Raw genomic sequence first — 12,696 nt, forward strand, 5'->3', positions numbered from 1 at the left:
GTCCCCTGGTTCAATTGATTTTAAAGCCGGTTCTAAATCAGGAATCTTAGAACTGGGAAGAATTAAATAAAGAATCCCAATTAGATAGATAACTAAAATTGGCAGAATAATTTTCTTGGGCCAAAGCTTCTTTTTTTTTAATCTTTTTAACATCAGCGAAAAAGCATTTTGCGGCCTAACCGGTATTGATAATCCTTCAACTTTCGTTCACCAATCTCTTTGGCCGGCACACCACCCACAATCTTACCAGGCAGGACATTTTTAGTGACGACGGCACCGGCGGCAATAATCGCCCCTTTGCCAATCTTAATCCCTGGTTGGATAATGGCCCGAGGGCCAACAAAAACATAATCTTCAATGACCACCGGTTCCTCAGAAGCTTCAAACTTAGGATCATTAATTTTATGTTCGGAATTGTAAATCATCACTCCCGTCGCCATATCCACATGGTTACCAATTTTCAGCTTAGCCCGGCCATCAAGAACCGAACATTCACCGACAATCGTGTCTTCACCAATGACAATGTTTTTGGTTTCGTAAAAACGGCAAAAAACATGAATTTTGGAATCCTGACCGATCTTCATACCCGCCAATTGGTAAATAAATTTCCGCCAACCCCAAAAAGGACACCAACCACTCCGGTTAACCATAAGGATTTTGAAGTCCAGCCACCAATTGAAAAAACGGACAAAAGCCCGTCGAAAAGCTTCGCTCACACCAAGAGCCTCACCGTGTTTGTCAGTGAATCTAATTCCCTTTTGGCTAATTTTAATGTTTTCCGAATAAAGCATTTTCTTATTTAATTTTCTTATTTAATTTTTATTTAATTCCTTCTAAAACCTTAATTGTTTTTTGGGCACACGCTTGCCAACTGAATTGCTTGGCTTGGACCAAACCTTTTTTAATTAAATCATCTTTTTCTTTTAGCGCCTTTTCCATCCCCTGAGCCATTTCTTTTGGCTGATAAGGATCAACAATCACCCCGGCCTGACCAACTATTTCCGGCAAACTGCCTTGGTTCGAAACCAAGACCGGTGTCCCACAAGCCATGGCTTCAACCACCGGAATACCAAAACCTTCCCAAAAACTTGGCATCACAAAAACCTGGGCGCCCTTGATTAAAGCCGGTACCTCTTCTTCAGGTACAAAATCAGTGAAAATGACTTGTTTCCCTAAATTCAATTCATTAACTTTGGCAAAGATAGTGTTGAACAACCAGCCTTTTCGGCCAGCAATCACTAAACTCAAATCCTTTTTATCTAGAAGTTTAAAAGCTTCTAATAATCCCTCAAGGTTTTTATTAGGTTTTAAAGTACTTAAAAAGAGCAGGTAATCGCCTTTGACTCTATATTTCTTCTTAACCCTTTCAATCTTTTCTCTTTTTATTCCCGGCTTGAATCTGGTTTGATCATAGCCTGGATAAGTGACCGTAATCTTGCTTGAATCAAGACCGTAGTTCTTAATTATATCATTCTTGGTCGATTCCGAGATAGCCAAAAGGTGTTTGGCCCGTTTGATTGACCAGCCCGTCCAAAACTTAAGTTTCCAGTAAATTGGCTTGGTAAATTGCTCAGGAAAACGCAAATAACCCAGGTCCATAATCGCCACCACTAGAGGCGCAAAAGCAAGCAGGGGTGAATAATGGCCAGGATTAAAAACCAGGTCTGGCTTTTGTTGAAACAGACCTCGGGGCAAACCAAAAACATTCCATAATCTACCTGGACCAAGCACTTGATAATGCCAGTTTTCTCTTTCCTTGGGTAAATCGGCCAAAGGTGGACTGGGAAGATAAACAATATATTGATTCTTTTTATCTAATTGATAAATCTCTTTGATTAATTCAAAGGCATATTGATTCGAACCAACCCGGTTTTTAATATTCGCTTCGTAGCCAACTAAAGCAATTTTCATCTTATTATTTTTATTATTTCCCTAATTTATAGATTACTACACCTTTGGGTAGTTCCCAAGTTTTTAGGATTTCCTTAGGCTCAAACTTATAAATTTCCATGATTTGAACCTTAACCGGGTCAGCGATTTTGCCTTCAGCCACTACATACAAGAAAGCCGCTTTTTCATAGTCTTCAGGCTGCCAGTCTAACGGTCTTTGGTGATAGTAAGCTTCAACAAAATAGCGGTAATCAACCGCATTATGATCCCAGCGGTCGGGACTACGGTAATTGGCGGCCAGATTAAAAACTTCGCCTGGTTGAATATCATCGGCAATCACTTTGGCCGCCAGTTTAATATCCTCAATTGTCCGACCCGACTCTTCCAAGACCAAAACATGACTCAAGTTAAACCAAAACATGCCAATAAAAATTAAAATCGCCAACCATTTTAACCATTTCCTCTGCCAAAGGAACCAAAAGAAAAAGCCCAAGAAAAGAAAAGGCAGAGAAAAAATGAAAATGTAATAGAAAAAATAAAACTTGCCAATATAAAAACGACTGACCAAACCGCTAATCAGAATCGTGGCGACTAAAAGATTAAGGACAAGAAAATTAATTTTGCTTTTAGCTTTCTTTTTAAAATAATCTTGGTAAGCTAAAATTAAGCTAACTATAATTCCTAAAAGTAAACCAACTCCCCACCACTGATAACGAACCAGTAAAGGCTTATGGGCAATAATCGAAACCGGGGCAAAGTCTAAAACTGATTTCATCTTCCCCCAAAATTCAAAAGGAACTTCCGCGGTTTTTAAAAAAGAACCGGAAAGGAGGGCGACAAAAAGCTGGAAAACCGAAACCACCATCGGTTCAAAAAACTTTTGCGGCGAAAGACTGACTCTCTCACCAGCAAAAAAATGAGCGTAAACATTCCTCGTCAGCATAAACTGATGGCGAAGATCAAAAAGAATCAAGGGGGCGCCGAAAAGAAAGAGAATCAAAGCAGCTAGAAGAATTAATCTTTTCTTTTTTAATTTCAACCAGCTCCAGATAAAAGCCAAAAGCCAAAGAGGAGCTAAACATAAAGCCCCGTAATGAAGATTAACCGCATAGCCAAAAGCCAAGGAAACCAAAATTAAGTAGATTTCTTTTCTGGTTTTAAAAAGGCGAGCGAAGAAGAAAATCGTCAGAAGAATAAAAAAGGGTTGGGTATTGGGGTTCCAGGCCCGGTGAGAGAGTTCGACCACCAAAGGCGAAGTGGCGTAAAGAGCCCCAATCATCAGGCCAGGAATCTGGCCAAAAAATTCCCGAACCATCAACCAAATTAACAGAACGGTCAGAACACCAATCGTCGCCGTGTAAATATCGACGCCCACCGGATTAAGACGAGCCAGCCCTAGAATTGGGACGAGAGTGTAGTAATAAAAAGGAGGCAGGTAAACACCACGCATTGAACTTTGGGGTCCCAGTAAGGTCCATTGGTGGTCAACCAAAATTCGCTTAACAATCAAATTATCTCGCGCCTGATCATAAGTGAAAAAGTGAAGTTCGTTAATCTTATAAAAACGAACAAAAACGGCCACCACCAGAATGATGGCCAGGAGGATTATTTCTAATTTATTTTTTAAGATTTGTCTTTTAAGGTCTTTGGGTTTGATGTTTTCGATAAGCTTCTTCATAAACTTTTAGGGTTTCTTGAGCCGTTTTCTGCCAAGAAAACTGCTTAACTCTTTTTAAACCGGCTTTGATTAATTGATCTCTTTTCTCAAGCGCCTCTCTAATTCCCTGAGCAATCGCTTTAACGCTTCTTGGATTAACTAGAATGGCGGCCCGGCCAGCCACTTCAGGCATACTGGAAAGATTGGCGGTAACCACCGGACAACCACAAGTAAAAGCTTCTAGAATCGGTAAGCCAAAGCCTTCATAAAGAGAAGGATAAACTAAGCAGCTGGCGCCACTAAAAAGAGCATTCATTTTCTCCCCTGCGGACACATAGTCAGTAAAAATAATTTTCTGGTCTTTAAACCAGGGTCTCATCTCGGTGTAACCAACCACCACTAAGTTAAGATTTAAATCTTCAAGCTCCCTAAAGGCTTGGAGAATCCTTCTGAAATTCTTTCTTGGCTGCCAAGGAGAAATAACCAACAAATAATCGCCTTTGATTCCATATTCTCTTTTTGTTTTAGCAATTTTCTTTTCATCCTTAATCCTAGCCACTTTAGCGGGAGCGGCTTCGTAAGTTACTCGAATCCGATTAGGTTCGATGTCTAAAATCTTAATAATATCTTTTTTGGTTGTTTGGGAAACAGCCATTACTAAATCACTTTCTTTTTTGACCCAACGCAAACGGCGCTGATGGGCTTTAAGAACCCGGGAATCAACCTCCTTGCCATTTTTCAGAAAAGTCAGGTCATGAATGGTGGTGACTTTAGCCGCTTGAGCCGCTGGTTCAGTCCAGTCAGAAGTATGAAAAACATCAATCGGGCCAATTAGTTTTTCGATTGGCAGGCAATGAAAGCGATTAAAAAGCGGTTCCGCCAGAGTGGGAGGAAAAGTGATGATTTTAGAACTGAAATTCTTGTTAATCTCCCTAATTTCTTGACTGAATTTTTCTAAAGGCTCTTTTTGTCTTAAAGAACCGCCAAAAAGCAGATATTGATTTTTTTTATCAATTTTGGCTAAGGCGCGAACTAAATTTCGGGTGTAAAAGGAAACCCCGGTGTTGTAAATGATTTGACTGATATCAATTCCAATCTTCATTTTGGTTTGTAGATCCAAACAGGAATCTGATTAAAACTAACCTCCTTTATTTTAACAAAGCCGTTTTCTTTAAGCCAGGTATTTATTCTCTCTTGAGAATCAAACATAGGGACTAAATAGCGAATGTAATAGACAGTGGCTGAGGAATAAGGCTCAAGTTTTTCTTCAAGGTTTTCTTTTTCAACCATCTGAAAACCGGAACTTAAACTGACTAGGGGAGTTTTGTTAAGCGAATAATAGTCATAAGGCCAATGAGAAGTATAAGAAGGCAGAAGGGCAATTTTTTCTGTCCCTGGCTGGTTTTCAATAAACCGAACCACCCCTTGCCAATCTTCCCGATAAAAATAGGGCTGAGAAAAATAAACAAAGGCAGAAACCAGATTGATTCCTAAGATTATCAGGATAATAACAAAGATAAATCTTTTCGGAAAAAAAGAAGCCCCATAAACTAAAAGCAAATAAAAGGCTGGCAAAACTAGGAGTAAACGAAAAGGTTGGTAGTTAGGAATAAAAAAGGAAATTAACCAAGCCAGGCTAATCGGAACAATAAGCCAGGCAAACAAAACTAGAGGCCTTTTTTTACTCATCAATCCCCTACCCAGGAGCAACCCATAAAAAATGAATAAAACACCTATAATAATAGTATAAAGTTTTTTGTTGAAAATCGTGATTCGGCCAAGAGAAAACTTGGCCAAGGTTAAAGGCAAGGCTTTGAAAAAACTAAGATTAACTAATCTCCCCCACTCTGGCAGGGAAGTTACGGCCTGGCGGCCAGTTAATAATTGAGTTTTGAGTAAAACCCAGTCAGGCGAAAATAAAACCAAACAAGTAAAAATCAACCAGCCTCTCCTCCATTGTCTTTGCCAAGCAATCACCAGAGCTTGAGCCAATAAAACAAACAGGCCAAAATAATTGGTGTAAAGGAGAAGAACAGTAGTCGCTAAGTAACCAAAAATCAATGGTTTTTTGGCTTCTCGATTAATTCTTAGAAAGAAATAAATGGAGAAAGTGGCTAAAAGCGTGGCCAGAGCATAATTCCTGGCTTCTTGGGAATAGTAAAGATGAAAAGGCGCGGTCGCCATCAAAAGCGCCGCGATTTCGGCCAGATAAGAATTCTTTTTGGCAAATATTTCCTGACCAATCAGATAAACTCCAAAGACGGTGGCCACGCCAAAAAGAACTGAGGGTAAACGAAGAATAATTTCTCGATCACCTAATAAATGAACCCAGACCCAAATGAAGAGATGATAAAAAGGCGGATGAAAATCACCGCCTAATTCTTGAAAAATATTAAAAAAAGAACCTCTGGCCATGATAGCCCGAACCGCCTCATCAAGCCAAAGAGATTGATTAAGATTAATCAAGCGCAAAACCAAAGCCAAACCAAAAATGGCTAAGAGTTTTTTGTGAGTCATTAATTTAACTTTACAGGAAATCAAGGCCTCGCTTAGTCTTTTACCTAAAAAGGTTTTCACTATGGCTCGAAAATAGCGAAATTTGGGTTGGGCTTGATAGGCTTTTTTAAAAAACTCTCTGGCTTTTTTCATTTCTTGACGATGGTAATAGAGATCGCCTAAGCGAAAACACCACGAGGCGAAAATGGCTTGGTCTTGTTTAATTTCCTTTTGGTGTTTTTGAAAAATCAGCTCCGTCGCTTTTAACAAAGCCCGATCATCACTCCGAATTCCCTGGCCCAGCATGTAGGAATCAACCAAGACTTGAGGCAAGTATTGGAAATGATAGTCTTGGCTAATTCTTAACCATAGTTCCCAATCCTGATAACGGGGGAAGTCTTCATCAAACAAACCGGCCTTTTGAAAACATTCTTTTTTGACCAAAGCCGCTGGTAGAGCGACAATCCAATTTTCTAAAAACAAATCTCGGTGAACATCCCCTTCTCTGACGACTTCTTTTTCTGTAGGAATTAATTTTTTTTCTTTGTCACTGATTCTTCTTATCCGGGTGTAAACAACTCCGGTTTTCTTATCAGCTTTTGCCAAAGCTTTTACTTGCTTTGCCAGTTTTTGTTTTTTCCAGAGATCGTCGTCATCATTAAAAGCAATTAAATCGCCTTTAGCCTTTTTAAGACCAATGTTCCTAGCCGCCGCCGCTCCTTGGGACTTGATGGGAAAAGTTTTTGTTTGCTGAAAATATTTAATTCTTTGGTCTTTAAAAGACTTGACTACTTGAGGTGTTTCGTCAGTGGAATGGTCGTCAACCACAATCAGTTCAAAGTCCTGGTAAGTTTGATTAAGAATACTTTGAATTGATTTTTTCAGCCACTGGGCCCGATTGTAAGTGGCGATAATAACACTGACCATTGGTTTTTTGTTTCCTGCCATTTTAGTTTCCTTTTTTCATCACCAAAAGATAACCATTCTTTTTTAACCAAGGAAAACCCCAACGATTAAGAGCATTAAAAACCAAATCAAAATATTTATTACCGACGACCAAGGGTTGATAGCGATATTTGAGAAAAAGAGTTTGATAATCTTGACTAATTGGTTTTAAGGAATGCTGGCTTTGGCCTTTAGCGGCTAGATAACGAGTGACGACTCCCGGATTATAGGGACGGATATGGGTCAAGTCTGAATAAAACTGACTCCATAAAAGCGGACTTCTGATAACCAAGATTCCTTTTGGTTTCAAAACTCGGTTAAATTCAGCCAAAATCTTGTAAACATCCCCTGGTGAAAAATGTTCAATTAAATGAGAACAATGGATGGCCGATACTAACTCTTTTTTAAAAGGCATTTTTCGAATATCGCCTTTGATGACTTGATAGCCTTTTTTCTGACAGGCTTTAATTGAGTCTTTGTTCCCATCAAGACCTTTGATTTTTTTTGGATTCTGGGTAATAAACCTGCCTTCGCCACAACCAACATCTAAAATCCAGTCACTCTTTTTGAGAAAGGAATAAGCAATCTTATCCCACTCCTTTTTTTGTTCAAACTTTAACCTTTTGAAAATTATCTTTTTCAATTTTTTCATCATGAAATTTGCCTGGGAAAGGCCTCTTTATTTTAACACAGATAGATAAAAGAGCATGATTAAAAGGTCTATTTGACTCGATAGTTATCATTCTTTATATTAAGATATAGATAGATGAAGTTTAAAAGAGCCAGACTTCAGCAGATTCTTGTTTTTACTATTCTTTCTCTGGGTTTAATTGCCAGTTTAGTCTTAGTCTCAAAAAATCAAGAGATTAGACGGGAAGCCGCGGCTCAAGGAGGTTTCACTTTTGCAGTTATTAGCGATACTCATGCTGGAATTGATCCTAGCCAGTTTGCTAATTTCCATAAATGGGCCAATTACAACCACACCCAAGCGGTTAAACAAATAATAACCATTAATCCGGTTTTTTATCTTCACTTAGGTGATATGGTCGAAAAACCAACCACTTTTGCCTGGGGTGAATTTTTTAATATTGAAAAACCTTTAATCAACAACAAACCAATCTACCCAACAATTGGCAATCATGAAAGATACCATGAGGATAAAAGCTATTTTAATCGTTTTAGATCATTCTCTCATCTTAAGAGTCTTTTAACTGATTCTAATAAACCTTGGTATTCTTTTGATTATGGTGACGCCCATTTTATCAGTCTGCGAATAGATTATGATAACTACAACCCTTCGGGTGAAGCCTGTAAGCCAGGCAGCCCTGAATATCAATGGCTGGAAAATGATTTAAAAAATACAAGCAAACCCTGGAAAATTGTTTTCTTCCACGTCACTATTTATAGCTCCCAAAGTTCGGCCGAAACCCGACAAGTCAGAAGTTATCTTCACCCGCTTTTCAAGAAATATGGAGTTCAACTCGTTCTCAGTGGCCACAATCATTTCTATGAAAGAGTCGTGGCCGATGGCATCACCTATATTACGGCCGGTGGCGGTAACAATGTCAGGGCAATCCCCACCCCGATTCCCCAAAGCAAGAAATTAGTGGAAAGAAATCATGTCGTTAAAATAACGATTAATAATGACACCTTAAAAGGAACGGCTATCTCCACTCAATCAATTGGCAAAAACTGGCAAAAACCTGGTGGTCAGACACTGGATACCTTTAGCCTAACCACCGACTCTCAAGTAACACCAGAAATCCCAGGAACTACCGAAAAAGGTACCATTCAAGGAAATATCTGGATTGATAATAATAGCGATGGTCAAAAATCTTCTGAAGGCGTTTACAGCTGCTCAGAAACACAAACCAAGCCAAAGTTAAGCCTTTATAAAATAGGCAATTCCACTACTCCTATTAAAACAGTTGAATCTGGAAATGGCTATTACAAATTCACTGAACTGGAACCAGCCAAATATCATCTCAAAATCACCTCACCAACTTGTAATCAAACCCAATACAGCTTAACTAAATGGCGAATAAAAATGGCATCATCTGATGGAGCTAAGACTGATGTTTCAAACTATTGTAACAGCGGGACTTGTGCTGACAGTACTGATACCTGGACCAACACACCTTTTTGGTCTCTCAAAGTTTATGCCAACGAAACTACCTACGCCTACTTTGGCCTTAAACCTAATACCGCCCAATCTCACTTACCTCTTATTACCCTGTAGAAGAATTTATTTGTTAGACTCACAAAAAAAGGTGCCAACGGCACCTCTTTTTGAGATCCTCAGGTGTGAAATCATTTCACAATTAAAAAGTACTTGATTAATTTTAGTTTGTCAAGTACCTTTTGCCAAACTCGGGGACTAAAAACAGCTACTGGGAATAAAAACAGACTTGAAAACAACCAGTTTTTAATCAGAGCAATTCGAAAAATCAATTTTTTTGGAGAACCATAATTTTTTTCGACAAACAAAAGCATTGAAGAAAAATATTGCTTATAAAAATCAAAACTTTCTATTTCTAATCTCTTTTTCCAGCTAGCGCCGCCAAGGTGAATAATCTTGGCTTCGGGAATAACTAATAATTGGCAGTCTAATTTTCTGGCCCGATAACACCAATCAACGTCTTCAAAAAGAAAATGAAAATCTTCATCAAGAAGACCAACTTTATCCCAAGTTTTTTTGGAAGCGATTAAAGCCGCACCAGGCAGTTGGTCGACTTCAAAAGGTTCTTTTCTGGGAAAAAAGCAAATTCGATTGCGGAGAAAGGCTATTTTCAAAACTAAAGGTCTTAAAACCGGATTATGATAAAGAAAAACTTGCCAGAGATTAGGAAACTTCATGTAATAATCAATTTGGGGTTTTTTATTGGGCAGGATTAATAAAGGTGAAACGGCTTTAAACCTGTCTTGTTTCTGAAAAGAATCTATTAATTCTTTGATCGTTCCTTTTTGAACAATCGTGTCAGAATTAAGGAGCATGATTAAATCTCCTTTGGCAATTTTGATTCCTTGATTATTAGCTTTGGCAAAGCCTAAATTTTCTTTGTTCCTGATTAATTTTACTTGCTTAAATTCTTTTTCCACCATCTCTGGTGAGCCATCACTTGAGGCATTATCGATCACGATAACTTCTAAAGAAAGTGGTTTTTGAGCAAGAACCGATTTCAAACAATCTCTGAGAAGTTTTTTGGTATTCCAAGAAAGAATAATAATTGAGACTTTCATTTAATCCTTAATATAACATAAACATTGATTCAAGCTAAAAATTAGGGTAAAGTGAAGTTAATGGTTTCTAAGAGACCAAAATTATATCAAGTTCTTCTTTTTGGCCTTTTACTTCTTGGGTTAGCTACCAGCCTAAGATTAGTTCAAACTAGTCAAGAAATCCGAAAAGAAGCGGCAGTCACCTCCTTCACTTTTACCTTCGTTGGTGACACTCATGCGGGGATTATCGATCCTGATTACTTTCCTAAATACCAAGAGTGGGCGAATTATAACCACCAGCAGGCGGTTAACAAAATGCAAAACCTCAATCCTAATTTCTATCTTCATCTTGGCGATTTGGTTAACGAGCCGACTGAATCTAACTGGAATAGATTTTTTAATATTGAGAGCTCTTTAATTAATAGTAAGTCTATTTATCCAACAATCGGTAATCATGAAAGATACACGGAAAGCAAAAGCTTTTACAATCGTTTTAGTAGTTTTTCCCATCTTGTTAGTACGTCTGATCCCCGCCTTGTTAAACCGATGCAAACAAATCAACCCTGGTATTCTTTTGACTGGGGAAATGCTCATTTTGTCAGTATGCGATTAGATTATGATAATTACTATCTCCAAGGAGAAGATTGTGACCCTGGTAGTCTTCAGTATCAATGGCTAGAGAATGATTTAGCTAAGACCGACAAACCCTGGAAAATAGTTTTTTTCCATGTCCAAATTTACAGTACCACTTCCCAGTCTAGCGCCGAACGAAGAGAGATGAGGAGTTATCTCCATCCCCTATTTAAAAAATATAATGTTGATTTGGTTCTGGGTGGCCACGACCATTATTATGAAAGGGTGGAAAAAGATGGCATTATTTATATTGAGTCTGGAGGAGGCGATAACAGACGAGAGCCACCACCAGCAGTCTCTCAAGTCCCTCGCCAAAAGGCTTCTATAAAGAACCATATCGTCAAAATCGATATTAATGGCGGTTCTTTAACCGGAACGGCTATCTCTACCCCAGCAATAGGAAAAAACTGGACCGATCCTGGCGGCCAAACATTAGACACTTTTAACATCACCAAAACCATCGAGTGTATTGAAGAAGGAGAAATAGGCATTGTTTATCCAAATACACCTGATTGTTGTTCTGGGTTAGTTACTTCAGGCAGATTTCAATTAAATGATGAGGGTCAATGTCAACCGCTCCTTGGCGGTTTTACCTGCACTAAATGTGGTCTTGACGATCAGTGTGGTCCTGGTGAAGATTTTTGTAACTGTCCAGAAGATTGTCCAACTCCTACTCCCTCGCCTTCACCAAGTGAAAGCCCAACGACCAGTCCTTCTCCGAGTGAAAGCCCCACCACTCCCTCACCTTCTCCAAGTGAAAATCCGAGCCCCTCAGCGATAACAACGCCTGCTGAAATGACTCTTAATCTCAAAATGAGTTTTAAAGGAAGAAAATCAGAAGACCAGGGATTGGAAATGAATCTCTTAATACCTGAAATAGAAATAACTCATTCTCTTCAGCTTAAGAAAGACGGTACTTATGATGATTTATCCCTAGATGATTTAGAGCCAAGCAAGAACTACAATTTCCTTGTTCACAAGCGCCCCTATCTTTCTGTGAAGAAATCACTAAAAATCAATGAAGGTGATAACCCAGAATCTGGTTTCTTAGATTTTGGGGTTTTAAAACCAGGCGATCTTAATGGCGATAATCAAATTAATGGTATTGATTGGTCAATTATGAAAAAGAAATATGGCCAATCAGCTAATTTAGAAGAAGGTGACTTTAATAACGATGGTCTGATTAATGCCCTTGATTGGTCATTAATGAAACTCTTTTATGGACAAAACGGCGAAAATTAAAGAAAAAATTCTGTTTTTTAATCGAGATTTGAGCTGGCAAGCAACGGCTTTAATTCTTCTGGTTTTTTCGTTTATTGCCATTTTAATTTTAATTGAAGGCAAGATAAGCTTCCCGCAAAACCTCTTTCAAAAGAAAACTCAACCTTTATCAGAAAACGAAATTAATCTTGAAGAAGATGCTTCTCTAGTAGGTCAGATCTATCTTTCTCCCTCAGAACAGATGGTTTCTCTGGGAGAAAAAGTTGTTATTGAAGTTTGGATTGATAGTCAGGAAAAAAAGCTTGATTCAGTTGATATTAAACTTAATTACCAACCAGAATTAGTAAAAATTATTAGCTTAGAAAAGAGTGACCTTTTTGAAGAATTTCCTGAATTAAACTGGGATGAAGAAACGGGACAAATTGTAATTAGAGCCATTAGTTTTCAGGACAATGAATTTTCAGGTAAAGGAATGGTTGCTCAAATTATTTTCCAATCGCTTAAGGCAGGAATAACCGAAATAGGAGTTGACTTTATTCCCCAGGAAACTTTAGACTGTAATTTAGTGGACTCAGAAACCAGTCAAGACATTTTAGGTAAAGCGACTGGGGCCCAAATTGAAATTGGAGAATAAA

10 protein-coding genes are annotated in these 12,696 nt (G+C 38.4%); 3 read left to right on the forward strand and 7 right to left on the reverse strand.

The window, feature by feature from the left end; translation table 11 throughout:
- Positions 1–152: 152 nt before the first annotated feature.
- Genes VMY36_01230 through VMY36_01255 form a run of 6 tightly spaced genes read right to left on the reverse strand, consistent with a single transcriptional unit; the run spans position 153 to position 7,640 of the window.
- A complete protein-coding gene (locus VMY36_01230) occupies positions 153–791 on the reverse strand; it encodes an acyltransferase (GenBank protein HUV42507.1) in 639 nt (212 codons plus the stop codon).
- 28 nt (positions 792–819) lie between these two features.
- Positions 820–1,911 (reverse strand): glycosyltransferase family 1 protein, encoded by a 1,092-nt coding sequence (locus VMY36_01235; protein ID HUV42508.1) that lies wholly within the window; start codon positions 1,909–1,911, stop codon positions 820–822.
- A 13-nt stretch (positions 1,912–1,924) separates the two neighbouring features.
- Complete coding sequence (locus VMY36_01240; protein HUV42509.1) at positions 1,925–3,568, reverse strand: glycosyltransferase family 39 protein; 1,644 nt, start codon at positions 3,566–3,568, stop codon at positions 1,925–1,927.
- On the reverse strand, positions 3,528–4,649 hold the full coding sequence (locus tag VMY36_01245; protein HUV42510.1) for a glycosyltransferase family 1 protein: 1,122 nt from the start codon (positions 4,647–4,649) through the stop codon (positions 3,528–3,530). The genes VMY36_01240 and VMY36_01245 overlap by 41 nt, the downstream gene beginning before the upstream one ends.
- A complete protein-coding gene (locus VMY36_01250; protein HUV42511.1) occupies positions 4,646–6,991 on the reverse strand; it encodes a glycosyltransferase in 2,346 nt (781 codons plus the stop codon). The genes VMY36_01245 and VMY36_01250 overlap by 4 nt, the downstream gene beginning before the upstream one ends.
- Position 6,992: 1 nt before the next feature.
- Entirely contained in the window at positions 6,993–7,640 is a 648-nt protein-coding gene (locus VMY36_01255) for a methyltransferase domain-containing protein (GenBank protein ID HUV42512.1), read from the reverse strand.
- A 114-nt stretch (positions 7,641–7,754) separates the two neighbouring features.
- Between VMY36_01255 and VMY36_01260 the strand changes: the two genes are divergently transcribed.
- Positions 7,755–9,227: a metallophosphoesterase gene (locus tag VMY36_01260; protein HUV42513.1), complete on the forward strand. Its 1,473-nt coding sequence runs from the start codon at positions 7,755–7,757 to the stop codon at positions 9,225–9,227.
- A gap of 71 nt (positions 9,228–9,298) precedes the next feature.
- On the opposite strand, the gene VMY36_01265 is transcribed toward VMY36_01260, so the two are convergent.
- Positions 9,299–10,228: a glycosyltransferase family 2 protein gene (locus VMY36_01265; protein ID HUV42514.1), complete on the reverse strand. Its 930-nt coding sequence runs from the start codon at positions 10,226–10,228 to the stop codon at positions 9,299–9,301.
- A 60-nt stretch (positions 10,229–10,288) separates the two neighbouring features.
- Here VMY36_01265 and VMY36_01270 point away from each other — a divergent pair, with 60 nt between their 5' ends.
- Positions 10,289–12,082: a metallophosphoesterase gene (locus tag VMY36_01270; GenBank protein HUV42515.1), complete on the forward strand. Its 1,794-nt coding sequence runs from the start codon at positions 10,289–10,291 to the stop codon at positions 12,080–12,082.
- Positions 12,060–12,695 (forward strand): cohesin domain-containing protein, encoded by a 636-nt coding sequence (locus tag VMY36_01275; protein ID HUV42516.1) that lies wholly within the window; start codon positions 12,060–12,062, stop codon positions 12,693–12,695. The genes VMY36_01270 and VMY36_01275 overlap by 23 nt, the downstream gene beginning before the upstream one ends.
- The last annotated feature ends 1 nt before the right edge of the window (position 12,696 follow it).

It is taken from the genome of Patescibacteria group bacterium (assembly GCA_035529375.1).
Taxonomy (GTDB): Bacteria; Patescibacteriota; Microgenomatia; order PFEM01; family JAHIFH01; genus DATKWU01.